General features: G+C 69.3%; 20 protein-coding genes. 4 read left to right on the forward strand and 16 right to left on the reverse strand.

What is annotated here, in order from left to right:
* Nucleotides 1-274 precede the first annotated feature (274 nt).
* Nucleotides 275-631, forward strand: a complete 357-nt coding sequence (locus P3G67_RS01645; RefSeq protein WP_276091821.1) for a hypothetical protein — start codon at nt 275-277, stop codon at nt 629-631.
* 67 nt (nt 632-698) lie between these two features.
* On the opposite strand, the gene P3G67_RS01650 is transcribed toward P3G67_RS01645, so the two are convergent.
* From P3G67_RS01650 to P3G67_RS01665, 4 genes are all read right to left on the reverse strand, one after another.
* Nucleotides 699-2,024, reverse strand: coding sequence for a M1 family metallopeptidase (locus P3G67_RS01650; RefSeq protein ID WP_276091822.1), 1,326 nt, complete (start codon nt 2,022-2,024; stop codon nt 699-701).
* Between the two features lie 124 nt (nt 2,025-2,148).
* On the reverse strand, nt 2,149-3,408 hold the full coding sequence (locus P3G67_RS01655; RefSeq protein WP_276091823.1) for an aspartate kinase: 1,260 nt from the start codon (nt 3,406-3,408) through the stop codon (nt 2,149-2,151).
* Nucleotides 3,409-3,412: 4 nt separating this feature from the next.
* On the reverse strand, nt 3,413-4,804 hold the full coding sequence (locus tag P3G67_RS01660) for a diaminobutyrate--2-oxoglutarate transaminase family protein (RefSeq protein WP_276091824.1): 1,392 nt from the start codon (nt 4,802-4,804) through the stop codon (nt 3,413-3,415).
* 114 nt (nt 4,805-4,918) lie between these two features.
* The gene (locus P3G67_RS01665) at nt 4,919-8,929 is read right to left on the reverse strand and encodes a Pls/PosA family non-ribosomal peptide synthetase (RefSeq protein ID WP_276091825.1); all 4,011 of its coding nucleotides are present in this window, start codon (nt 8,927-8,929) and stop codon (nt 4,919-4,921) included.
* A gap of 788 nt (nt 8,930-9,717) precedes the next feature.
* Between P3G67_RS01665 and P3G67_RS01670 the strand changes: the two genes are divergently transcribed.
* A complete protein-coding gene (locus tag P3G67_RS01670; protein WP_276091826.1) occupies nt 9,718-10,644 on the forward strand; it encodes an NAD(P)H-binding protein in 927 nt (308 codons plus the stop codon).
* Nucleotides 10,645-10,788: 144 nt separating this feature from the next.
* On the opposite strand, the gene P3G67_RS01675 is transcribed toward P3G67_RS01670, so the two are convergent.
* Both P3G67_RS01675 and P3G67_RS01680 read right to left on the reverse strand, forming a co-directional pair.
* On the reverse strand, nt 10,789-11,229 hold the full coding sequence (locus P3G67_RS01675) for a hypothetical protein (protein WP_276091827.1): 441 nt from the start codon (nt 11,227-11,229) through the stop codon (nt 10,789-10,791).
* Nucleotides 11,230-11,558: 329 nt separating this feature from the next.
* A complete protein-coding gene (locus P3G67_RS01680) occupies nt 11,559-12,245 on the reverse strand; it encodes an SDR family NAD(P)-dependent oxidoreductase (protein ID WP_276091828.1) in 687 nt (228 codons plus the stop codon).
* Between the two features lie 562 nt (nt 12,246-12,807).
* Between P3G67_RS01680 and P3G67_RS01685 the strand changes: the two genes are divergently transcribed.
* On the forward strand, nt 12,808-13,050 hold the full coding sequence (locus tag P3G67_RS01685) for a DUF5302 domain-containing protein (protein ID WP_269856734.1): 243 nt from the start codon (nt 12,808-12,810) through the stop codon (nt 13,048-13,050).
* Between the two features lie 161 nt (nt 13,051-13,211).
* On the opposite strand, the gene P3G67_RS01690 is transcribed toward P3G67_RS01685, so the two are convergent.
* The 8 genes from P3G67_RS01690 to gnd all read right to left on the reverse strand — a co-directional run bounded on the left by P3G67_RS01690 (nt 13,212) and on the right by gnd (nt 20,249).
* A complete protein-coding gene (locus P3G67_RS01690; protein WP_276091829.1) occupies nt 13,212-13,433 on the reverse strand; it encodes a hypothetical protein in 222 nt (73 codons plus the stop codon).
* Nucleotides 13,434-13,444: 11 nt separating this feature from the next.
* Nucleotides 13,445-13,912 carry a hypothetical protein gene (locus P3G67_RS01695; RefSeq protein WP_276091830.1) on the reverse strand — a complete coding sequence of 156 codons (468 nt, stop codon included), beginning with the start codon at nt 13,910-13,912 and terminating at the stop codon, nt 13,445-13,447.
* A 251-nt stretch (nt 13,913-14,163) separates the two neighbouring features.
* Entirely contained in the window at nt 14,164-15,363 is a 1,200-nt protein-coding gene (locus P3G67_RS01700) for an MFS transporter (protein WP_391858157.1), read from the reverse strand.
* Nucleotides 15,364-15,389: 26 nt separating this feature from the next.
* Complete coding sequence (locus P3G67_RS01705) at nt 15,390-16,322, reverse strand: LLM class F420-dependent oxidoreductase (protein WP_276091831.1); 933 nt, start codon at nt 16,320-16,322, stop codon at nt 15,390-15,392.
* Between the two features lie 198 nt (nt 16,323-16,520).
* Nucleotides 16,521-16,793 carry an NAD(P)-binding domain-containing protein gene (locus tag P3G67_RS01710; RefSeq protein ID WP_276091832.1) on the reverse strand — a complete coding sequence of 91 codons (273 nt, stop codon included), beginning with the start codon at nt 16,791-16,793 and terminating at the stop codon, nt 16,521-16,523.
* Between the two features lie 107 nt (nt 16,794-16,900).
* On the reverse strand, nt 16,901-17,119 hold the full coding sequence (locus P3G67_RS01715; RefSeq protein ID WP_276091833.1) for a hypothetical protein: 219 nt from the start codon (nt 17,117-17,119) through the stop codon (nt 16,901-16,903).
* Between the two features lie 659 nt (nt 17,120-17,778).
* Nucleotides 17,779-19,218, reverse strand: coding sequence for a glucose-6-phosphate dehydrogenase (gene zwf, locus P3G67_RS01720; protein WP_391858158.1), 1,440 nt, complete (start codon nt 19,216-19,218; stop codon nt 17,779-17,781).
* Nucleotides 19,219-19,220: 2 nt separating this feature from the next.
* Complete coding sequence (gene gnd / locus P3G67_RS01725; protein WP_391858159.1) at nt 19,221-20,249, reverse strand: phosphogluconate dehydrogenase (NAD(+)-dependent, decarboxylating); 1,029 nt, start codon at nt 20,247-20,249, stop codon at nt 19,221-19,223.
* A gap of 376 nt (nt 20,250-20,625) precedes the next feature.
* Between gnd and P3G67_RS01730 the strand changes: the two genes are divergently transcribed.
* Entirely contained in the window at nt 20,626-21,825 is a 1,200-nt protein-coding gene (locus P3G67_RS01730; protein WP_276091835.1) for a cytochrome P450, read from the forward strand.
* Nucleotides 21,826-21,903: 78 nt separating this feature from the next.
* Here the strand turns inward: P3G67_RS01730 and P3G67_RS01735 are convergent, their stop codons facing one another.
* Entirely contained in the window at nt 21,904-22,446 is a 543-nt protein-coding gene (locus P3G67_RS01735) for a universal stress protein (RefSeq protein ID WP_276091836.1), read from the reverse strand.
* Between the two features lie 448 nt (nt 22,447-22,894).
* Complete coding sequence (locus P3G67_RS01740) at nt 22,895-23,677, reverse strand: SDR family oxidoreductase (protein WP_276091837.1); 783 nt, start codon at nt 23,675-23,677, stop codon at nt 22,895-22,897.
* Nucleotides 23,678-23,772 lie beyond the last annotated feature (95 nt).

Below are 23,772 nucleotides of genomic sequence, written 5' to 3' on the forward strand. Positions count from 1 at the left end.
TGCCGAAGCGCGTCGGACTCATCCAGACACGCCGTAGGGAATCCCCTGAAGGGAGGAAAGTGCCCGCTGATTGTTGACCGTTGACGCTTTCGTTCCACGCGTCCGGGTGTGTCCGGCTGCCTGTGTGGCAACTGTGGGCCGGTCAAATCACTGGGCTAACCAATCACTCCAACGTGTGGCATACGGTGCATCAAGTGATGGGCAGTATCTTCACGCCAATACCGGCAAAACAGCAAATCCCATTGTATGTGCCAGTATTGGAGAGAGGAGCGTCATGATGAAACGTCACTCCATCCGGAGGTCCATCACCGCGGCCCTGCTCACCGCAGGCGTCGCGCTGGGCACCGCCACCGGAGCGCAGGCCCTCGCCCCCGCCCACCACGGCTTCTGGCACCACCGTGTCGAGGGACGGGTGGTCTCCCCGGAGCCGGTGACCGTCCACTACGGCCCCGGTGTGAACCGCTGGGCGACCGGGACGATCAACAACGGCATGCACGTGTGGATCGTGTGCAAGGCCAGGGGTGGCCAGGTCGGCAGCAACGACCGCTGGTACAAGCTCGCGGGCGGCCAGGGCTGGATTCCCGCCTACTACGTCAACAACTACCGGTACGTCCGCTGGTGCACGAGGTGACACACGGCTGACGTAAGGTTTCGCCCCGCCCGGCTCCGCGCCGGGCGGGGCGCGCCTGCGAGCTGGATCAGGCTCCGTCCAACGGCAGTTGGGGAATCGCGGCGGTGTACAGCCAGTCGTGGAAGAAGCCGTCGAGCGCGACATCCGACACCCGCTGGGCGAGGGCGATGAAGCGGGCGGTGTCGGCGCTGGCCCCCCGGTACCGCCCGGCCCACGCCTGGAGGAGGGCGAAGAACCTCTCGTCCCCCACGGTCAGCCGCAGGGCGTGCAGGGTCAACGCGCCCCGGGTGTAGAGGCGGTCGTCGTAGAGCCTGGCCGTCCCCGGGTCGCCGATGGCGAAATCCTGTCCCTTGGCGCGAAGACTGTTCAGATGGGACACCGCCATCGTGTGCGCGCTGGGACCGCCGGACGCCTGCGACCACAGCCACTCGGCGTAGTTGGCGAAGCCCTCCTTGAGCCAGATGTCCCGCCAGTCGCGGATGCCGACGCTGTTTCCGAACCACTGGTGGGCCAACTCATGGGCCACCTCGTCCTCGTAGCCCCGTCGGCCGGTGACCCGGTCGGTGCCGAAGACCGAGAACGTCTGGCTCTCCAGCGGGTCACCGACCACGGCGTCCACCACCACGGACCCGTACACGTCGAACGGATAGGGGCCGAACAGTTCGCTGAAGACCCGCAGCATCCGCGGTTGGCGGCCGAAGTCGAACTCGGCGCGGTCCAGCAGCCGTTCGGGGAACGCGTTGCGCAGCAGCACTCCCGGCGGGCCACCGGTCTGCTCGACGAACACGAACCGGCCGATGGCCACGGTCGCCAGGTAGGGCGCCATCGGCCCCGGATGCTCGTAGACCCATTCCACGCGCTGCGCGCCGACCGTGCGCCGCTGCGTCAACCGCCCGTTGGCGCAGACCTGGTGGTCCTGCGGCACGGTGATCTCGAACCGGTAGGCGGCCTTGTCGTCCGGTCGGTCGTTGCACGGGAACCACGAGGGGGCGCCCAGCGGTTCGCTCATCACCCGGACTCCGTCCCGGGTGCGGAACCAGCCCGCCTCGTCGTCCAGTTCGGGAACGCCGATCGGCCGTGGGACACCGTGATAGCCGATCTCGAACTCCACCGGCTGCCCCAGCGGCAACGGTCGACCTGGCCTGATGTTCAGCTTCTTCTTGCGCTGGTGGAACTCAACGGGTTCGCCCCCGGCGGCGACCCTGGTCACCTCAAGGTGGGACAGGTCGAGACTGATCACCTCCACCGCGCGCTCGGGGAGGACGGTGAGCCCCGCGCTGGCCAGGATCCGCCCGGAGCCCGGCTTCCAGTCCAGCCGCAGCCGGTACCGCAGCACCCGGTAGTCGTCGCTGCCGTGCCGTGGAAAGTACCGCGCGGCCCTCCCGAACTCCACCGTGTACTCCTCCGCCCGGGCACTGGCTCGGTTCGGCCGAACAGGAGAGGGGAGCGGGCCAGTGCCGAGCCCGCCCCCCACGTACTACTACCCGAAACCGCACGCCACGTGGGCGAGCGGAACCTCATGTCCGCGCGGCGACGGCCACCCCCTCGGGCGCGCCCAGCCCGAAGGCGCCGTGCAACGCCCTTACCGCGTCACCCAGCTGGGCCGCCCGGCACACGGCCGAGATGCGGATCTCCGAGGTGGAGATGATCTCGATGTTGACACCCGCCGCCGCCAGCGTCTCGCAGAACGCGGCGATCACGCCGGGCTGTGAGCGCATCCCGGTGCCGACCAGCGAGACCTTGCCGATGCGCTCGTCCTGGGAGATGTCAGCGAAGCCGATCTCCTCCTGGTGCTCACGCAACGCCGCCACCACGGGCAGCCGGCTGTCCGCCGGGACGAGGAAGGACAACTCGGTGCGGCCGTCCGCGCCGTGTGACGTGTCGCGCACGGCCATGTCGAGTTCGCTCTCCGCACCGGTGACGACCCGGAAGACCTGTGCCGCGGGGCCGGGGCCGTCCGGTAGACCGGTCACGGTGATCTTGGCGCCGGACTGGTCGTGGGCGACACCGGTGATCGACGGCCGCTCGGCTGTCGGCACCTCACGGGCCGCCGAAACCATCGTCCCCGGCCGGGTGTTGTACGAGGAGCGCACGTGCACCGGTACTCCGTGCCGACGGGCGTACTCCACGCTGCGCAGCGCCAGCACCTTCGCACCGCAGGCGGCCAGTTCCTGCATGGTCTCGTAGCTGATGTGCTCCAGCAGCCTGGCGTTCGGCACGATCCTGGGGTCGGCGGTGTAGACCCCGTCCACATCGGTGTAGATCTCACAGGTGTCCGCCTTCAGGGCGGCGGCCAGCGCGATCGCCGTGGTGTCGGAGCCGCCGCGGCCCAGGGTGGTGATGTCACCGCTCTCCCGGTTGACCCCCTGGAAACCGGCGATCAGCACGATCGCGCCGCGGTCGAGTTGCTGCCGCACACGGGTGGTGTCCATGTCGACGATCCGCGCCCGACCGTGCGCCGCGGTGGTGAACACCCCCGCCTGCGAACCGGAGAACGAACACGCCGGAGCACCCAGTGCCTGGATGGCCATCGCCACCAGGGCGTTGGAGACCCGCTCGCCCGAGGTGAGCAGCATGTCGAGCTCGCGTGGCGTGGGCGCGCCCGTCACCTCGCCTGCCAGGCCGAGGAGTTCGTCGGTGGTGTCGCCCATCGCGGAGACCACCACGACCACGTCATGGCCCGCCCTGCGGGTCGCGACGATGTGCTCGGCGACCTTCTTGATCCGCTCGGTGTCGCGTACCGAGGAGCCGCCGTACTTCTGGACGATGAGTGCCACGTGGTCAAGCCTCCTGCCGTCCCCGGTCCGCGGACAGTGTGGCGTCGGCGATGGCGTCGACGAGGATTGCGCAGGCGGTGTCGACCACCGCCGCGGTGACGTTCAGCGGCGGCATGAGCCGGACCACGCAGTCGGCACGGCCGCCGACCTCCACGATCAGGCCGCGCCGTAGCGCACCGGCCTGCACCTGGCCGGCGACGGCGCCCGCCGGGCTGCCGTCGCCGGGATCGGCGAACTCGATGCCCCACATCAGGCCGCGTCCGCGCACCTCGCGCACCCAGGGGTCGGCGTGCAGCTCGGCGAGCGACTTGAGGATCTGCTCGCCGCGCCGGTGGACGTTGCCCAGGATGTCCTCGCGTTCGAAGACCCGTACCGCCTCCGCCCCCGCCGCGAACGCCAGTTGGTTGCCGCGGAAGGTCCCGGTGTGCGCGCCGGGCGCCCAGACGTCCAGCCGCTCGTCGTAGAGGATGACGGCGACCGGGGTGCCGATGCCGCTCAACGCCTTGGAGGCGACGATGACGTCGGGTTCGATGCCGTACTGCTCGAAGGCGAACCAGGTGCCGGTGCGCCCGCAGCCGCTCTGCACCTCGTCCACCACCAGCGGGATGTCCAGCTCCCGCGTCAACTCCCGTACCCGCCTTACGAAGTCGCCGGTCGCCGGGATGATCCCGCCCTCGCCCTGCACCATCTCCAGGATCACCGCGGCGGGCAGCGGCACCCCGCCGTTGCCGTCCCGCAGTGAACGTTCCAGGAAGCTCACGCAGTTGGTGGCGCAGGCGTCCGGCGTCAGGTCGAGCGGGCACCTGGCGCAGTAGGAGTACGGGAAGAAGTGGATACCGGGCACACCGTTGGGCACGGGCTGCTTCTGCGACACCAGGCCGGTGATCGCCATGGCGGCGTGGCTGCTGCCGTGGAAGCCGCCCTGGAAGGAGATCACATCGCCGCGGCCGGTCGCCGTCTTGCACAGCTTGAGCGCGGCGTCCACCGCGTTGGCGCCGGTCGGCCCGCAGAAGTGGATCTTCATCCGGTCCCGTAGGCCCGGCGGCAGCATGGCCAGTTGGGCCTGGATGAACTCCTCCTTCGCCGGGGTGGGGAAGTCCAGGCCGTGGGTGAGCCGACCGAGCTGATCGGTGATGACACGTACCAGGTCGGGGTGGTTGTGCCCCAGGGAGAGCACACCGGCCCCGGCGAGGAAGTCGATGAAGACGTTGCCGTCCACGTCCCGTACGAAGCTTCCGGAAGCCTCCTCGATGGCGATGGGCAACCGGCGGGGGTAGGTACGGGCGTTGGACTCGTGGCGCTGCTGGAGTGCCAGGAACTCGGCAGAGCGGGGGCCTGGCAGTTCGTGGTCGACGTGCGGGCCGGTCCAGGTACCGAGGTGGTCGAGCGATGTCATGGTTTCTCCGCGAGAGAGCAGAAGACTGCGGGATGTTGGTCGATGCGGCACTCGGCCGCCTCCGGTGTGCCGGGAGCGCCGGGACTTGGCGCGACGAGGACGGGCGCCCTCGGCTCAACAGGGACGGGCCGGGATGCCGCGCCACCTCGTGCGGTCTGGCAGCCGCTCGCCCTTCATCAGCAGGGACAGCGCGTCCAGTGAGGTACCGGCGCCGACCTCGGCGTCGTAGAGCACGACCGTCCGGGGGCCGACCGAACTCGCCTTGCCGACCCTGACGTTGGACATCTTCATCACGCGGTCCTCGAACAGGTGGGTCTGCAACGAGGTGACCTCGCCGACCGCCGCGTCGTCGCCGACCTCCACCAGGTCGAACTCCGTCATGTAGGTGGTGGACAGCCACACCCGGCGGCCGATCCGGGCGCCGAACAGCCGCATGACCGTACCCATCAAAGGCGTTCCGGTGAGGAAGTTCACCAGCGACGGCACGACGAGGTTCTCGAACAACCCGGTGATCAGTTCAGTGCGCCGCACCCAGATGCCCCACAGCGGTTCGACCCGTGGCCGGTAGCGGCCGATCACCAGCCATTTCAGGACCACGGTGAGCAGGGTGGCCAGTACGCCGACGCCGAGCAGCAGCGCCGGTCCGAGCAGGAACAGGGCCGTCGGGGAAGCCGACTTGGCGAGGCCGATCGCGGCGTACAGGCTCAGCAGCACGCCGAGGGCCGCGAAGGTGCCCGGCAGGGTGACCCGGAAGTACTCGATGACCAGCCGGGCGGCGATCAGCCCGGGGCTCGGGTCGTAGGTGTACTTCGCCGGGAAGTTCTGGCTCTCCTCCCGGCGCGGCAGGAAGATCGCCGGTGACCCCAGCCAGGTCGTCTCCGGGTCCACCGGCCGGGTCGGCGCCACGGAGTGCACGCCCAGCAGGCTGTTGTCGCCCATTCGGCAGGAGCCGGGCACCAGTGCGCCGTTGCCGACGAAGCTGCGCTTCCCCACTTCCGCCGGTGCCAGTGCGATCCGGCCCCGGTGGAAGACCGCGGGCCCCACCACGCTGACGTCCGCGACGAAGCTGCGTTCGCCGATGACCAGCATGTCCGGATCGACGAAGCTGACCGTGGCCACCTCCGACCAGCGGCCGGTGCGCGCACCCAGCCAGCGCAGGAACGGCACCAGGTACAGGGTGGAGTACAGGGCGTGGGTCAGGACCAGGCTGGTGTTCATCAGGCCGTCGCCGATCCACTTGCGCACCCCGAAGCCGCTGCGCTCCGGATGGACGCCCGCCCGTACCCGCGGCAGCAACGCGCGCTTGAGGACGAGCACCAGCAGGCAGGTGAGCACCACCACCAGCGGCCCGACCGCCAACGTGGACAGGCAGCCCCAGAAAAGGCCGTCCCTGACGGTCACATAGCCGACCAGGGTTCCGGTGGTGTCGGCGATGACCAGCGGCACGAGTATCAGCAGCAGTGATCCCAGGGCGTATCCGGCCAGCAGCCGTAGCGGCCAGCGCCGGTCGTCGGCGTCCGCGGCCATGGCGTCCAGCAGCGCGGGGCGCGCGTCCTGACGGCGTGCGGGAGAGCCGGACCAGTGCTCGTCGGCCGGTACGGTCCGGTCGGCGGGGACCAGCGACTGGTCGCCCACGGACGCGCCGCTGCCCAGGGTGGCGCCCGGCATCACGACGCTGTTGGTGCCGACGTAGCTGCGATCGCCCAGCGCCACCGGCGCAAGCCGCAGCCAGCCGTCCTCGACCAGGAAGGGCAGCAACCGCGCGCCGTAGCCGACGCTCACATCGTCGCCGAGCCGCAGGAAGCACGGCAGCGCGACGACGGACGACAGATGACAGCCGCGGCCGATCCTCGCCCCCAGCAGCCGCAACATCGGCGGCAGCAGCGGTGAACCGGTCAGCAGCGCGATCGGGGAGAGCGCCAGCACCTTTCCGTACAGCCAGAACCGCAGATACGTCACGCCCCACAGCGGATACCACCCGGGCCGGACCCCCGCCATCAGCAGTCGGCCGACGAGCAGCGGGAGCACCAGCAGGCTCACCAGCAGCCAGCCGATCTCCAGCGGTATGAACGCGCCGAACCCCAGATGGCTGAGCCAGTTGAGGGCGGAGTGCGGGGCCACCGCGCGCACCGGCTCGTGCCACACCGCCAGCAGCCGGTAGACCAGTACACCGAGTGGCAGACCGGCCAGCAGCAACCACGCGTACAGGGAGCCGATCTGGGCGATGCCGCACAACGCGACCCGGGCACTGGAGTGGTGCCGGACCGGGGGCGCCGGTTCCGCCGACGGCTGCTCGTCGGGGGCCTGATCGCCGGTGTCGAGGTGCGTGGCGAGATCGCGGATGGTGGGGTGGGCGTACAGGTCGGCCATGGCCACGGTGGCCAACTCCGGTTGCCGACGCAGCCGGGAGACGAGCCGGGCCGCCGCCATGGAGTGGCCGCCCAGGTCGCAGAAGAAGTCGTCCTCCACCGAGACCTTCTCGGCGCCCAGCACCTCCCGCCACACCGCGGCCAGTTGGCTCTCCAGCGCAGTGGCCGCCGCGACGTGCGGGCGGGAGCCGCGCGCCAGCGGGGGAGAGGCGGGGGCGGGCAGCGCCGCCCGGTCCACCTTGTCGGCCGCCAACAGCGGGAACTGCGGAAGCACTTCGACGAACGACGGGATCATGTACTCGGGGAGTCTTCGGCGTAGCGCGGTGTGCAGGCGTTCCCGCAACCGGTCGTGGCTCTCGCCACCGGTACGGCCGGTCAGCGTGACGTAGCCGACCAGGTCCTGCACCACGCCGTCCCGCTCCAGCGGGGTGACGACCGCGTTCTCGACCGCCTCGTCCTCCCGCAGCACCTCCTCGATCTCGGCCAACTCGATGCGGTAGCCGCGGATCTTGACCTGGGTGTCGATCCGGCCCAGGTACTCGATCTCCCCGGTGGAGGTGAACCGGCCCAGGTCCCCGGTGCGGTAGATGCGCGGGTGTTCGGCCCGCTCGTGCTCGACCGGGTTGGTCACGAACCGCTCCGCGGTCAGCTCCGGCCGGTTGAGGTAGCCGATCGCCACTCCGGGGCCGCCGACGCAGATCTCACCGCTCTCGCCCTCGGCGACCGGGCGCATCCGGTCGTTGAGGATGTAGACCCGGTAGGTGGGCAGCGGCGTTCCGATGGTGACCGGGCGATGCGGGTGCAGTTCTCCGCAGGTCGCGGTCACCGTCGACTCGGTGGGTCCGTACGCGTTGAGGATGCGGCGGCCGGGGCGGTGCCAGCGGCGCACCAGGTCGGGCGGGCAGGCCTCGCCGCTCACCAACAGGCTGCGCAGCGAGGGCACTTCGCCCTCGATGGTGGTCAGCAGCGTCGGGACGCAGCACAGCACCGTGATCGCGTTCTCGACCAGGAAGTCGGCCAGCCCCTGCCCGACGCGACGGTCGTCGGTCGGCCCGGCCACCAGCGTCGCCCCCGCCGACCACGCGGGCCAGATCTCCTCCACCGAGAAGTCGAACGCGATGGACAGCCCTTGGTAGACCCTGTCATCGCCGTTCACCCGATAGATGGGCGTGACCACCCGCAGGAAGTTGACGATGTTGGCGTGCGAGACGGCAACGCCCTTGGGGCGACCGGTGGTTCCCGAGGTGTAGATGACGTAGCACAGCGACGACGGGCTGACGCCGCCTGCGGGGCGCTCGGCCGATTGACCGTCCAACTCCTCTGCGCACTTGTCCAGTTCGAGGACCGGGCAGGGAAGCCCTTGCGTGCGGTGTGACATGGTGGATGACGTCACCAGATCGCACAACTCGGCGTCCTGGGCGATGAACGCCACCCGGGCGGCAGGGAACGAAGGGTCAAGTGGAACGTAGGCGGCACCGGCCTTCATCACGCCGAGCAGGGCGACGTAGGTGTCCACGGAACGGTCGAGCAGGATCCCGACGGCCCGGCCCTCCCCGGCGCCGCGCTGTCTGAGCAGCCGCGCCAACCGATTCGCCCGGCGGTCGAGTTCGGCGTAGCTGAGCTGTGTGTCACCGCAGACCAGTGCGGTGTTCTCGGGTGTTCGGTCGCATGCCCGCTCGAAGAACTGGATCAGTCCCCGAGTGGGTGGTAACGCCCGGGGGCGCGTCGCGGTAACCGCGCCCGGATCATCACCCACCTTGGCGGAAGGTGCGATTGGTTGTGCCTCTGGCATAGCCACTCCTTGTGACCCCGTAATGCAGGAGGGTTTTTTAATTGTCTTTGCATTTCGCTGTGCGCCACTTGATGTTTCCCGCAGGTGACGGGAAGCAGCGGAGCGCACGGCGGGCTCGTGTGCAAACCGGTCCGGAGACCGGCCGGTTGGCTTGAGTGCCGCATGGGGTGTGCGAATCGGTCTGCTTGTGGTACCTGCACGTCAGGCGGCTCCTCTCGCGACAAGGGCCGTCGACCTGCCAAGTAGTAGCGCGTTGAACCGAAACGAAAACTAGGTATGCGTGGTCTCGTGGAATAGCGGTATATGGGCCAACGTCGGATGGCCGGTTACTCCCGAAGAACGTATACCAAAGGTGACTGTCCCATCTTCCGGGTTGACAGTTAATTCACAGGTATGCCATAGATTCAGAATCGAACGGCACTCCGCTTGCTGTTCGCCGCCGCTCCGGGGTCCCATTCGCGATTCCATGCCGGTCATGTCCATGAAAGGTGTCCAGTGACTTTGCGTCGCGGCCCGGCAGAAGCTTTGCCCCGAGAACCGGCCAGCGGATTGTCGCCGGGGCGGCCCCGATCCCGCCAAACGGCGCTCGGATCGCGTAAAGACTCGCCCTTGGTTGTTGCAAGAAACAGGCTTGCCTTGGCCGGGACAGCGCTAGTCCTGCCGGGTGGCCGCCGCGGCCGGTGCCTGCCGGGGGCGGTCGACGTGCCGTAGAAAGGGAACCGGAACGAGTCGTCGACCGCGGGAAGGCCACCATGCCGAGTGCTCATCCGATCCTGGTCACCGGAGCCGCTGCCGGCATAGGGGGTGTGGGCGGGAAGGTAGTGGCGGGACTGCGCGAGCACGGGGTGCCGGTACGCGCCCTGGTACACCACGACGACGACCGGGCCGCGGTTCTTCGGGCGCTGGACGGCGTGGAAGTGGTGGTCGGCGACCTCACCCGCGGCGCGGACGTGGTGGCGGCCCTGGAGGGTTGCCGCAGGGCCTACTTCGGGATGAGCGTGTCGCCCGGCTACCTGGAGGCCACGGCTACCGTGGCCGCGGCGGCACTTGAGGGCGAGCGGCTTGAACTGTTGGTGAACATCTCCCAGATGACCGTATCGCAGATGAGCCTCACCAGCAGCGCGGAGTCGAACCAGCAGCGACTGCACTGGCTCGCCGAACACGTCCTCAACTGGTCGGGGCTGCCGGTCATCCACATCCGGCCGACTGTGTTCATGGAGAACCCGCTGTTCGGCATGCTCGCTGTCGCCTCGATCCAACGCGACGACACGATCCGCCTCCCGTTCGGCGACGCCCGCACCTCACCCGTGGCCTCCGGCGATGTGGCGGCGGTGGCCACCCGGCTGCTGCTCGATCCGGCACCCCCGGTCGGCGGGGTCTACGAGTTGACCGGCGCCGCCTCCCGTGACATGACCGCCATCGCCGCCGAGCTCTCCAGCGCCCTGGGCCGCACCGTGAGCTATGTCGACGTGCCGTACGACGAGTGGCTTGAGCGCGACCTCAAGCCACTCGGTCTGTCACCGCACGTCTTCGACCACATCGCCACGATGGCCGAACTGCACCGGGAGAACCGTTACGACCGGGTCACCAACGATGTGGCGGAACTACTGGGCCGCCCGCCGTCGGGCTTCGAGAGCCTGGTCCGGGCCACGCCGGGCCTTCGAAGCGGTCGGGGATAGGGCCGAACCGGCGGCGCCCTGCCGGGCGCAGTTGCCGCCCGGCTTCGCACGGTTGGCGCCGGCCGACCAGCGCCCTGGTACGTCGGCCACCGTGGCGGGCGCCCGGAGACGTGCAGCCGAGGACCAGGGCACGGCACCCGGAGGCTAGTTCGCGCCCGCCCGGAGTTGCTGCCCGCGTGCTCCGCCGCCCGCCGTGCGCAGGACGGCCAGTGAGATGGCGATCAGAGCCGCCTCGACCACCAGGCTGACCAGGCCGAGCGGCTCCGCCCAGTTGCCCTTGTCGTCCGAGTAGTCCGGCAGCCCCGGACCTCGCGACAGTACATAACCGACCAGCGGTCCGATGCCGACGCAGGCCGCCAACAGCCATACCGGGAGGGCCCTCGCGCCCCGGCGGGCCGCCAGTAACAGCAGTCCGGCGGCGATCACTCCGGCGGCCTCCAGCAGGTAGTACCCGGCGGCGACATATCCGGGCGTTTTGTTGCCGGGGAAGCCGCCCTGGTCCTGCACGTGGATCCACGACACCGCGAGGCAGAGCGCCGCGGCGGGAACGGACGCCCACATTCGGGCAGCGGAGAGCTTGGGCACGGGTCCTCCAGGAGAGAGTGGGGGGAGCCTCATCGTGGTACGCGCCATGGGCGGAACCAGCATGCCGACCATTCGGTTGACTTCACATGGCCAACTACCTCTGAAAGCCCTCTGAGTTCGTCGGCTGACGGCCCCGACGCCTCCTGCCTCGCTGACACGACTGACGTGCACCGCCGGACGGCGTCGAAACCAGAGCCGTCACACCACTACTCGCGCCGCCTGGACAGCGATCTTGTCAGCGTTTGGCGGACCGTATTCGGGACGGCGCGGCGTGCGGTCAGCGCACCTGGGTGGTCGGCCTGGTGGCGGGACCACATACGTCACTCGTGTCAGGTGATGCGTACTCCGCCGTCGACGAACAGCTCTTGGGCGTTGACACCGGTGTTGCGAAGGAGGAAGTCGGCAGCGTCGGCGACCTCCGCCATCGTCACGAGGCGCCCGATGGGGGTACGGGACACGTGGGGATGGTCGGGGGTGTCGCGCCACCTCGGATGGTCGCCCACCACGCCCGGGTGGATGGCGTTGACGCGGTGGGGCGCAATCTCCACCGCGAGGGTCTTCATCAGGCCGGTGATACCCGCGTTGCTGGCGCTCACCATGGTGGATCCGGGGTAGGGGCGTTCTTTGGCCAGCCCGCCGAACAGTACGACCGACGCCCCGGGGGTGAACCGGTCACGCAGAACTCGCACGGTCTCCGTGTACCCCACCAGTTTGATGGTCACGAGGTCGACGGCCTTGGTGATGTCGAAGTCCGCGACAGTGGTGAAAAGCTCCGCGACGGCGCTGATCACCAGGTTGTCGACTTCGCGTACGTCGGCGAGTGCTCCATCGATGGTCTGCGGCCTCGACAGGTCAAGTGCCAGGCCCCGCACCGTGCCGGCGATCTCGGCGGCCACGCTCTCGGCGCGTGCGCTGGTGCGGCTGGTGATGATGACGGTGTCTCCGCGGTCGGCGAATCGCTGCGCCAGAACGCGTCCCAGGCCGCCGCTTCCTCCGACGACGATCGATGTGGTCACGATCCGGTGTCCCCTCCGGTGGACGTGCGGCCGTCAAGGATCTTATGCAGTCATACGCGGACGGTACGGGCGTTGGCGGACTGATTCACCCGGACGGCTCGGGGGCTGTTCCGGCCGGTCGCCGATCAGGCCACAGAACGCCCTGCTGTCGACCGGTCGACTCGGTCCCGCTTCGGCTGGGATCCGAGCAGCCGACCAGAAGTCCATCCCGGAAGGTGATCCCCTTGAACGCGTCCGCCGAGGAGAGTTTGGCACCGGCTCACATACGTTCGACGTGCTGCCCGAACTCGTGCGGTGCGGCGGCGGGGACGGAGTGGCCCGCAAGGCGCGGCGCGAGGGGAACTCCCGGAACTCGCCCACCGACGCGGCGAGTTAATGCGGCGACGCCGGGATCTACCGGCGTGGATGGACTCTCGGGACCCACAAGGTAGGTGCCGCTCATTGATGACGAGCAGGCGGTCGGTGCACTCGCGGGCGGGCGATGATGTGGGCGCGGACCACCCGCCGAGACGCGCGGCATGACAAGCTGTGCCTCCAAAGGCCCGAACCCCAGGAGGTCCCCATGGCTGCTGAGACTCAACCGCACGAAGTTCCCGAGCCAGCTGATTCAGAGAGTCCTTCACTGGCGCCTGGCGATGACGGCCAGTACGACCTGAAGCGCAAGTTCCAGGAAGCCCTGGCGCGTAAGCGCGGTCAGCAGGCGGGCGCTGGTACAGGATCCGCGGGCCCGGACTCGTCGAAGGTCCACGGTGCTCAGGGCCCGGCTGCGAGGCAGCGATCGTTCCGACGCAAGAGCGGCGGATGAGCCGAGGTTGAGCGCCCGACCAGATACCGCTCGGTGTCTTCCTTTTGGTGCGTGCTGACCCTCGACAAGAGGGACTGCAACCGCCCAGGCCGAGCGGCTGGAGACCGGCGACGGATCGAAGAGAACAGGCACGAGCGACGCGCGCTGCAGGTGAGGCCCAATCAGGCGCTGTAACCTGGTTGGGCCTCACGGCCCCCTTGGCAGTAGGCGGCCGCCCCCTTGGCGGAATGGCGGCCCCGCTGGGAAGGGTCGGTGCCCGGGGGGCCCACGGCGACGGTCGCCGTGACGCGGTGGGTACGGGTGTCGAGCACCGAGACGCTGTTGGAGCCGCCGTTGGCGACGTAGAGGGACGCGCCGTCCGGGCTGAGGTGGGGTCGAGCCACTGGGCGAGTGGTCAGGCGGGGTCCTCAAGGTCCATGATGCGCAGGTCCGGCAGCCGGACCTGGAACACGAGCTCCCGGGCGGCCCCGGACCCCCAGCGCTCCGTCAGGACGACCGTGGAGTAGCCGGCGGCGGTGCCTTCATACCGCACCGACCACTGCCCGGGCACCTTGCGCGCGTGGAAGACCGGGTCGGCGCCGTGCCGCTCGGCCCAGTGGTCCAGCCTCTTGTTCAGCCGGGCGGTGAGGTACTTGACGCGTACGGCACGAGGTCTGCCGCCCCGGCGGAGGACGGCTTGACGATAGTCACGGAAGAAGGCGTCCACCCGGGCTTCGGTACGCGCCTGCGCGAGTACGGCATCGGGCTGCCCCGCCGCCGTCACCAGCATGCTGGTGGCCGGAGGACCCGCGTGTGCGGGTGCGGCGGACACAGCGGTGGCGGAACCGATCAGGGCGGCGATCAGGACGGTACGCAGTTGCACTGTGAGGTCCCTAGAAAGTGGAAGACGGTCTGTTCCTGGGAACAATCAACAGCACATGCGGACACCTCTGATGACACAACACCTGCAAAGTCACCGAGATGTTTCAGCTGTTCCGCGTAACAAACCGGGTTTGGGCCACTGAGCTGCTGCGTTCCACTACAGGACCGGCTGCCTCGCGGCAGCTGTGAATCCGTGCTTCCAACCGTCCGGCCGCCGGGCCGGGACCTTTCCCCGCGGCCGTGTCCACGACCTCAGTCCGTCCGCAGGGGCCGACGCAGAAGGAACACTCCCACCCCAGCAGAGAGCAGAACGACGCAACCCGCGAATACCAGACCCGCGCCGCGCAGCCCCAGAGCCAGGGTGAGGGCCCCGACTCCGACCACGGGCAAGGAGATCCCGACGTAGGCCACGACGAAGAACGCTGAGATCGTCGCTCCACGGTGCTCGTCCGGAGCCACCGCACTCACGCTGGTCAAGGCCGCGCGGAACGCCAGACCTTGGCCGAGGCCCCCAACCACCGCGCCCACGACCAGCACCGGCAGGGACACCATCAGCAGGGAGGACGCGACCAGGGCCATGCCGATGGTCAGTACCAGGCACCCGATGGGCAGCGCGCGCCGTACGCCCACCCGGCCCATCAGGAACTGACCGGCTGTGGAGGAGCAGAACACCGAGAAGACAACCACGCCGGAAACGGCCAGGTTGTGCACACCCAGGGTCCGGGCGACGAAGCTCGGCGCCACCGCGGTGAACAGTCCGAGCAACGAGAAACCGGCGAGTGCCGCCAGCCCGGCCGGCACGAACGCTCCACGCGTCTGCTCGGGCACGACCATGCCCTGAGGGCGCAGCGGCGGTCGAGGAGTGCGACGCGCCACCGTCTCCGGCAGCGCGCTCGTGACGGCGAAGGCCGCCGCGAGCAACGCGATGTGCACGAGGAAGGGCAGCCGCAGCGGCCACGGCGCGTACTGCGCCAGGACTCCGGACAACACCGGACCACAGCCCAGACCGCCCATGTTGGCGGCCGTGGCGGCGAATCCCGCCCTTCCGCTCAGCTGCGGGGGCGCCAGCTCCAGTACGGCAGCTGTCGCGGCCCCACTGAACAGGCCCGCGGCGAATCCCGAAAGCAGCCGTCCCACGAACAGCAGCGGCAGCCCGTCCTCAGCCAGGAAGCACACCGCACTCAGGACCGACAACCCCAAAGCGACCATCAGCACCGGGCGTCGGCCCAGTACGTCGGAGAAGTCACCGGCGATCAGCAGTGCGGCGATCACGCCCAGCGCGTAGACCGCGAAGACCACCGTCACCATCAGTTCGGAGAAGCCGATCTGCTGCCGGTAGAGACCGTACAAGGGAGTCGGCAGCGTGGTCCCCGCCATGCCGACCGCGAACACCGCCGCGGCCGCGAGGTACCGGACCCGGGCATGACGGCCGCCCGCGTCCTCAACGCTCACGTCTCCGTCCCGTCCGGACGGCACACCTAGATCCCCGCGTCGCGTACGTCCGCGTACACCCGGGCCGCCAGATCGGTGAGCTCCTTGGCGTCACGTACGTTGCCCTGCAGGTCCAGCAACACCTCGTGAACGCCCACCGCGGCGTGGGCGGCCACGTCCTGCACGATCTGCTCGACCGTGCCCATGAACGGCTGGCGCTGGTCGTCGTCGACCGGCGCCCGGGTGAGCTGCACGTTCGCCCTTACGCACATCTCCAGCGCGTGCTCGTCACGGCCGTAGGACGCGGCCAGATCAGTCAGTTGCCGCCATTGGGCCGCCAGTGGTTGCGGTGGGATCCCCGTGGGCAACCAGCCGTCGGCGCGGCGGGCCACACGGTCCAGTGCCTTCCGGTTGGTGGCCGCCAGATAGACCGGGATCGGGTTCGCGGGCTTCGGCCCGACCTCAGCCTCCTTGATCACGGTCCAAGTGCCCTCATAGGAGACCGGATCCGGGCCCCAGACCGCCGCACAGACGTCGAGGAGTTCGTCCAGCACTCGCCCGCGCTCCTGGAACGGGGCGATGGACGCCGCCGCGTACTCGTCCAGCGACCAGCCCGTGCCGAACCCTGCCAGCACTCGGCCGTCGCTCGCCGCGTCCAACGTGGCGAGAGTACGGGCGAGTTGGAGCGGCACATGCAAGGGCGCGATCAGCACGCTGCTGCCGAGTCGGGCCCGCTCAGTTGCCGCGGCGGCGAGCGACAGCACCACCAACGGATCGGCCACCGACCGGTAGGAGTCCGGCCACGCCAGTCCGGGGATCGAGTACAGCCCCTGTTGCGGCCGTTCCGGGAACAGAACCCGTTCGAAAACCCATAGGCTCTCGTAACCGATCTGCTCTGCCGTGCGCGCCACCTCGGCGACATCACGTGACACGTCGTACCGCTTCATCTGCGGTAGTCCGATTCCCAGCCTCATCGTCATGGGCTGATCCTCCCCCGGCAGCCCACAATGCGCAGCCCGCTGTACCCGTCTGGGGCCCGCCGTCCGGACGAAGCCGCCTCCCGGCGCGGACGTCGGCATCCTTGTTACGGGCCGTGCGCGAGACCGGTCGTGTGCCGCACGACCCGTGCGGCCGGCACCGGAGCCACGGCCCGCGGACGGGTTACGACGGCGGCTGCCTCAGGAAGTCGACGGCGGCGAGGTCGTCACTGTCATGACCTCCGCGACCGCTTCGCCGTCACGCAGCACCGTGATGACGACGGCCGCGCCGGGGACCGCGTCGCCGAGCCCCCCGACCGCCGTGACCCCGGGCGCGTGCTCCGCCGCCGCGCGGGCCCTCTCCTCCGTGCGGTTCCACAACCGCACCTGATGGCCCGTACCTCCGAGCCGCGTCGCCATCGCGGTGCCAAGTGCGCCCGCTCCGAGAACAGCGACGGTGGAAGCATCAGACATGGCAAGCCCCTTGTCCGTTCGCCCTCATGGTGTTCCCCAGCAGCCCGAGTCCCTCCTGGGAACGGAGCGCACTACCACAGGCCCCGACGAGGCACGCGACGCGCCGATCAGCCGTAGTGGTAGCGGCTGGGCGGGAAGTAGAACCATCGAGGGGGACTGTCGAAGTGCTTCACCAGCAGCGCCGGATGGCGCCTGAAGAACCCGACGATCCGCAGCTCAAGGCCGTCGGTGGTGTCCGTTGGGTAATTGACGTCCAGGAACGCGTCCACCTTGCCGTCCGCAGTCGTCAAGATGATCGCGACCGGCCCACGGCGGCAGTTGCTCATGATCGCTGTCCGGTCACTGGAGATAGCCACTTTGATGTAGGGACAGCCATTGAAACCGCCGCCCCGGAGCCGGTTACGGCGCGAAGGAGGGGGCGCGGCGGTCCGGTGAACCGCGGTGGCGGTCGACGGGTGCCGCGCGGGGACGGCCGCGGTGCCAGCGTGGGCCGCCGTAGGGGCGGCGAGGGCGACGACTGCTCCTGCCAGCGGAGCGGCGACCCAGGTGCGAGCGCTCATGGCGATGACCTCCTCGGGCGGACGTAGGCGAGTACCTGCTGAACGCGGGAAGCTCCGTGCCTCAGCCACGAGCTAAACGGACTCCGGGGCCCATCGCAGCTTGAGGCCGCCCTCCGACCGGCCGCCGAGCCACCCGATCAGAGCAATCCCGGGCCGTCCACGCGGGCTACCGGGACGGCCAACCGGAACAATTCACCCGGTCGGTGGGACGCCAATGGAGTGTCCCGACGGCTCGCCAGTTCTGGATGCGGACACCGCCGTCCAGCGTTCGGCGATCGCGTTCGTCCCGCGGACGTCTGGCAGCGTGGGAACGATTCGCGCGCCTACTGCTTGGAGGAGGGTGTCGAACCTGTCGGCGAAGTACGGTTCCGTTGCCACGGATGAGGTATCCCCGGGCGCCGTGGATCCTGGTCGGCCGGACGGCCCTAGTTGCCGTCCGGAAGGTACCAACGGTGCGGTGCGATCAGGTCGTTGATGGCATCCGGGCCCCATGAGCCGGGGGCGTACGTTTCCACGTCCGGGGGGGAGTTCAGCAGCGGTTCGGAGATCTGCCAGAGGCGTTCGATGCCGTCGGAGCGTGTGAACAGGGACTGGTCGCCCAACATCGCTTCCAGGATGAGTCGTTCGTACCCTTCGAGGCCGTGTGCCCTCTGGAAGGAGTCGGCGTAGCGGAAGGTCATCTGCGCCGGGGCGAGCCGCATGGCGGGCCCGGGCTCCTTCGCCAGGAAGCGGGAGGCGATCCAGCCGGGATCGTCGAAGTCCACCACCAGCACGTTGCCGCAGGCATCGGCGCTCGGCCGGGCGTCGACAGGGAACATCCGCAGGGGCGGTTCCTTGAAGTGCAGCGTCACCACCTCGCGGCTCTGTGCCAGGCGCTTGCCGGAGCGGAGGAAGAACGGGACCCCGGCCCAACGCCAGTTGTCCACCTCGGCGCGCAGCGCGACGAATGTCTCGGTCTGTGAGCGTGGATCGACACCGGGCTCGTCACGGTAGCCCAGGTACTGTCCGCGCACCACATGCGCGACGTCGATCGACCGCATCGCCTCGAAGACCTTGCTCCGCTCGTCTCGCAGTGGTTTGGCGGCGAGTGCGGTCGGCGGCTCCATCGCCACGAAGCCGAGCACCTGGAACAGATGCGTCACGACCATGTCCCGGAAGGTGCCGGTGCCTTCGAAGAACCCGGCACGGCCCTCGATCCCGATGGTCTCCGGTACGTCGATCTGCACATGGCTGATGTGGTCGCGGTTCCAGACGGGTTCCAGCAGTCCGTTGGCGAAGCGCAGCGCGAGGATGTTCTCCACCGACTCCTTGCCGAGAAAGTGGTCGATGCGGAACACCCTGGACTCGTCGAAGACCGCGTGGACCGTCTCGTTGAGCGCGCGGGCCGAGGCCAGGTCGGTGCCGAACGGCTTCTCGATGATGACCCGCCCGCCTTCCGCCAGCCCGCTGGAGCCGAGCATGCCGATCACGGAGCCGAACGCGGTCGGCGGCACCGCCAGGTGGAACAGTCGGCGCGGGCTTCCCCCGATGGCCTGCTCGGCCGCGGCCACCGCGGCGACCAGTGGACCGGGGTCCTCGGCGTCCGCGGCGCCGAAGCTCAGTGTGCCCTCGAACGCCCGCCATGCCTCGCCCTCCGGCTTGACCAGCCCGAACTCGGCGACGGCAGCCTTGGCGTGCTGGCGGAACTCCTCGTCGCTGAGCGCGGAGGAGGCGCGCGTCGAGCCGACGATGCGCCAACGCCGCGGAAGCAGCCCGGCGTTGGCCAGATGGAAGAGTCCGGGAAGCAGCTTGCGCCTGGCGAGGTCCCCGGTCGCGCCGAACAGCACGATGACGTGGTCGTCAGGCACCTGGGAGCGTGGCGACATCGTCAGCCCTTCCGTTCCGCGTGGCCGCCGAACTCGCTGCGCATAGCGGAGAGCGCCTTGTTGGCGAAGTCACCGCGTCCCTGTGACTGGAACCGCTCGACCAGTGCCGCGGTGATCACCGGGGCCGGAACCCCCTCGTCCACCGATGCCAGCACCGTCCACCGGCCCTCACCGGAGTCCGACACCCGTCCGGTGAAGTCATCCAGCTGGGGAGAGCGGGCGAGGGCGTCGGCGAGCAGGTCGACCAGCCACGATCCGACGACGGAGCCGCGGCGCCACACCTCGGCGACCTCGGCGACGTCGATGTCGTACCGGTAGGCCTCCGGATCGCGCAGCGGCGCGGTCTCCGCGTCAAAGGTCTGGGGCTTCTCGCCGACGTTGGCGTGCTTGATGATGCTAAGGCCCTCGGCGATGGCGGCCATCATGCCGTACTCCACGCCGTTGTGGACCATCTTCACGAAGTGGCCCGCGCCGCTGGGGCCGCAGTGCAGGTAGCCCTCCGGAGCGGTGCCGGTGCGGGTCCGACTGGGGGTGGGCTCCGCGTTGCCCAAGCCGGGAGCGATGCTGCGGAAGATCGGGTCGAGCCGGCGTACGGGCTCCTCGGGGCCGCCGATCATCAGGCAGTAGCCGCGCTCCAGGCCCCACACACCGCCCGAGGTCCCGCAGTCCAGGTAGTGGATGTTCCGCGTACCGAGCTGCTTGGCGCGGGCGATGTCGTCGCGGTAGTAGGAGTTTCCACCGTCGACCACCACGTCATCCGGATCGAGCAGCCCGATGAGTTCGTGCAGCGTGGACTGCACCACACCGGCGGGCAGCATCAGCCAGACGGCCCTGGGCTTCTCCAGCTTCGCCACGAAGTCCGCCATGGACACCGCGCCCAGGGCGCCTTCGCCCTCCAGCTGCCGCACCGCGCTGTCGTTGACGTCATAGGCGACGCACCGGTGCCCGTCCCGCATCAGCCTGCGCACCAGGTTCGCGCCCATCCGGCCGAGCCCGATCATGCCGAGCTGCATGGGACGGTCGGTTGCCATTGCGTACTCCTCGCCTTCCTGATCGCGGATGCGCGACGATCACGAGGAGTTCCTACCCTTGGAGCATCGGTAGGAAATAGTCCATACAGGGTGATTCCAACGCAGGGCCTGTGCAGCCGAACGGGGAGGCCGCGAGGCGCGACATCCGGTCAAGCGCGCTGAGGGTACGTCAGTAAGCCTCGCCAGGCGCGAGAACTCCCCTCACGTCACGCACGCCGCGCGATCGGTGAGGCTCGGCTTCGCGGTCGTCCATGAGCCCGTCGGAGGGAAACGTGGGGCGAAACCCGTCTTGATGGGCGACGGCGAGCCGGCAGGCGGGCTAACCATGGAAGTGGTGTTCGGCTTGTTGTGATGGCTACCGTTACGGGGTGCTCGCGTGGACGACGTCGCTGCTGTGAGTTGTCCGTTTGACTTCAGGGTGGGGCTGGAGTTCGATCCACTGCTCCGGCAACTCATGTCCGCCGGTCCGGTCACCCGGATCCGCATGCCCTACGGCGACGCCGCCTGGCTGGTCACGGACTTCGAGGGGGTCCGGCAGGTGACCACCGACCACAGGTTCAGCCGCGCCGCGATCGTCGGTCGCGACTACCCCCGGCTGACCCCGAAACCCATCGTCTCCCCGGAATCCATCAACGTGATGGACCCGCCGCACAGCAGCAGACTGCGCAGACTCGCCTCGCAGGCGTTCACCAAACCGCACGTCGACCGGATGCGCCCCGCCGTGGAACGCATCGTGGACACGCTCCTCGACGAGATGGTCGAACACGGCCCCCCGGCCGACCTGGTGCATCACCTGTCGGAACCGTTGCCGCAACGCACCATCTGCGAACTGCTGGTCATCCCACCGGACGACTGGCCCATGCTGCAAAGCCACGTACACGAGATGCTGTCCACCGGCCATGACACGGCTGACGCCGCCGCCGAGGCCAAGGCACATCTGCGCTCGTACTTCGAGGAACTCACCGCAAGGCGGCGACGCAGCCCTGGTGACGACCTGATCAGCAACCTGGCCGCCGCTCGCGACGGCGACGACGCCTTCGACGACCAGGAACTGGCCGTCATGGCCCTGACGTTGATGATGAGCGGCCATGACACCGCCACCTGCCAGATCAGCAACATCGCGTACATGCTGCTCACCAACCCCGAACGGTGGGCGCTGCTGCACCGTCGCCGCGAACTGCTGCCGGGCGCCTTGGAGGAGCTGCTGCGCTTCATCCCGTTCCGTACCGGAGTGGGAATTCCGCGCGTCGCCACACAGGACGTCGAGGTCTGCGGTGTCACCATCCGGGCCGGTGACTTCGTACACGTCTCCTACCTGACGGCGAACCGTGACCCGTCCCGGTACCGTGACCCCGACAGCCTCGACCTGGAGCGGCCGCCGAGCCCCAACATGGCCTTCGGCTGGGGCGGCCATCACTGCATCGCCGTCCCCCTCGCCATGGCCGAACTACAGGCCGCCGTCGGCGCGTTGCTCACCCGCTTCCCCCGGCTGCGCCTGGCTGTCGCCCCCCAGGAACTCCAGTGGAACGCCGGGACCATCCGCCGCTTCCCCTGCCAACTACCGGTCAGTTGGTAGACCGCGCGGTCGCCGCGCTGCGCGGGAGTCACCGCGCGGCGCGCGGCGGTGACCTGTACGACGAGTCGTACGCCACCCTCATCCCCGATGTGCGTGTACCGCCGCCGTCCAGTCCGGGGCCTCCAGTGCCGGAAGTTTGCGCAACGTCCGTGCCGTGAAGCTCAGTTCGCGCAGCAGCTCGGGCGGTGGCACGGCGATGACGGGGCACTTGGCGTGGGCCAGGCAGTAGCGGCTGACCGAGGTGTGGAGCATGCGGCGCAGTCGGCCGCGGCGGCCGGTGCCGACGACGAGGAGGTCGTCGGGGTCGTCCGCGAGCTGGACCAGCGCGGGCCCGGGAGCGAACCGCACCGGCATCGGGAGGATTTCCAGGTCGGAGGGGTAGCCGCCGTAGGACTCCTCGAAGGCGGTGTCCAGGCGCTTGCGGGCGGCCTCCTGCCACTCCCGCATCAGCGCCGGAACGGGGTGCTTGCGGTACGCGGTCTCGCCGCCCGGCGGTGTCCAGGCGAGCACCGGCACCAGAAGGGCGTTGGTGCGCCGCGCCTCGACCACCGCGCGGCGCAGTGCCGCCGAGCTGGCCGTTGATCCGCTCACGCCGACGAAGACTCGCTTGCCCCCGGCCATGACCGCCTGCCCCTTTCCCTCAACGCTTAAGATTCGTTAGAAGAATAGCAGCTACAGGTGGAGATTCTTAGGCGTTCAGGGGTGAGTTTCCATACATTCTATGGCCTGTTCACCTGCTGGGGTGGCGCCTGACCGGTACGGGGCGATGTGGGGTGAACCCTCGGCCGCGCAGTCGGCATCATGGTGGCCATGGACGATCAGCGTGAGCTCTTCGGCGACGACGACAACGACCCGCGCAGCGACGACGACCGGGACACGGGATGGGGAGAGGACGACGACGGCGACTGGGGCCGGTGACCCGACACCCGGGGCGGATCGGACTGGGAGCCCGTGGACACGGGCAGGTCGTTACTGCGGGAAGCTCTCGTGCTGACCGGACGTCTCGCGGGCCCGGTACGGTCCGGCCCTGGCGGATCCGCGATGCGCAGGGCGGTCTTCCTTGCTGCGGTCAGTGCTCCTGGGCCGTCGGCCGCACCATGATCTCGCTGACCGCGGCGTGCGGCGGCTGGGTGACCACGAAGGCGATGGCCCGGGCGATGTCCTCCGCCTCCAGCCAGCGGCTCTCCGGCAGGCCGCGGGCGACGGACGCGGCGGCGCCCTCGGCGGTCATCTCCGTGCGGGTCAGCCCAGGTTCGACCAGGCCGACCCGCACGCCGCGACCGGCGAGTTCCTGCCGCAGCGACTCGCTGAGCGCGACCACCGCGTGCTTCGTCGCCGAGTAGACACTGTTGCCCGGCCGTGCCAACCGGCCGGCCACCGAGCTGACGCTCACCAGGTCGGCCACGCCGCGCGGGCCGTCCTGTGCCGCGCGCGACAGATGCGGCAGCGCCGCACGCGAGGTGTGCAGTACGGCCCGGAAGTTGAGGTCGATCATCCGGTCCCAGTCCTCGGGCTCGCCCTCTTCGAGTGTGCCCATCGCCGCGTAACCGGCGTTGTTCACCAGCACGTCCAACCGGCCCAGACGCTCCACGGTCGCCTCGACGGCTTGCCGCGCCTGCGCCGGATCCCGCAGGTCGGCGATGACCGGGACAGATGCCCCGCCCTGGTCCGTGATGGCTGCGGCCAGCTCCGCGAGCCGCTCGGCGCGGCGGGCGGCCAGTGCGACCGCGGCGCCCTGCCGGGCCAGTGCCATGGCGGTGGCCGCTCCGATGCCGCTGGAGGCGCCGGTGATCAGCGCCGAACATCCGGACAGGGGGCGTGCGTCGGTATCCGACTGCCTGTGTTCGGTCATGGGTTCCATCGTCGCGCGACCTTGCTGGTCCCGCCTCTGGTGCGCGCCGCGGCACACATCTCGCTCACATGCCGTTCAGCGTGAATACACCGTTC

Source organism: Streptomyces silvisoli, from assembly GCF_029269905.1.
GTDB lineage: Bacteria > Actinomycetota > Actinomycetes > Streptomycetales > Streptomycetaceae > Streptantibioticus_A > Streptantibioticus_A silvisoli_A.

What these genes read in the sequence shown, in the direction of transcription:
- P3G67_RS01645 (WP_276091821.1), top strand. Translation starts at nt 275, where the DNA reads ATGATGAAACGTCACTCCATCCGGAGGTCCATCACCGCGGCCCTGCTC.
- P3G67_RS01660 (WP_276091824.1), bottom strand. Translation starts at nt 4,804, where the DNA reads ATGACATCGCTCGACCACCTCGGTACCTGGACCGGCCCGCACGTCGAC.
- P3G67_RS01670 (WP_276091826.1), top strand. Translation starts at nt 9,718, where the DNA reads ATGCCGAGTGCTCATCCGATCCTGGTCACCGGAGCCGCTGCCGGCATA.
- P3G67_RS01685 (WP_269856734.1), top strand. Translation starts at nt 12,808, where the DNA reads ATGGCTGCTGAGACTCAACCGCACGAAGTTCCCGAGCCAGCTGATTCA.
- P3G67_RS01705 (WP_276091831.1), bottom strand. Translation starts at nt 16,322, where the DNA reads ATGACGATGAGGCTGGGAATCGGACTACCGCAGATGAAGCGGTACGAC.
- P3G67_RS01710 (WP_276091832.1), bottom strand. Translation starts at nt 16,793, where the DNA reads ATGTCTGATGCTTCCACCGTCGCTGTTCTCGGAGCGGGCGCACTTGGC.
- P3G67_RS01715 (WP_276091833.1), bottom strand. Translation starts at nt 17,119, where the DNA reads ATGAGCAACTGCCGCCGTGGGCCGGTCGCGATCATCTTGACGACTGCG.
- zwf (WP_391858158.1), bottom strand. Translation starts at nt 19,218, where the DNA reads ATGTCGCCACGCTCCCAGGTGCCTGACGACCACGTCATCGTGCTGTTC.
- gnd (WP_391858159.1), bottom strand. Translation starts at nt 20,249, where the DNA reads ATGGCAACCGACCGTCCCATGCAGCTCGGCATGATCGGGCTCGGCCGG.
- P3G67_RS01735 (WP_276091836.1), bottom strand. Translation starts at nt 22,446, where the DNA reads ATGGCCGGGGGCAAGCGAGTCTTCGTCGGCGTGAGCGGATCAACGGCC.
- P3G67_RS01740 (WP_276091837.1), bottom strand. Translation starts at nt 23,677, where the DNA reads ATGACCGAACACAGGCAGTCGGATACCGACGCACGCCCCCTGTCCGGA.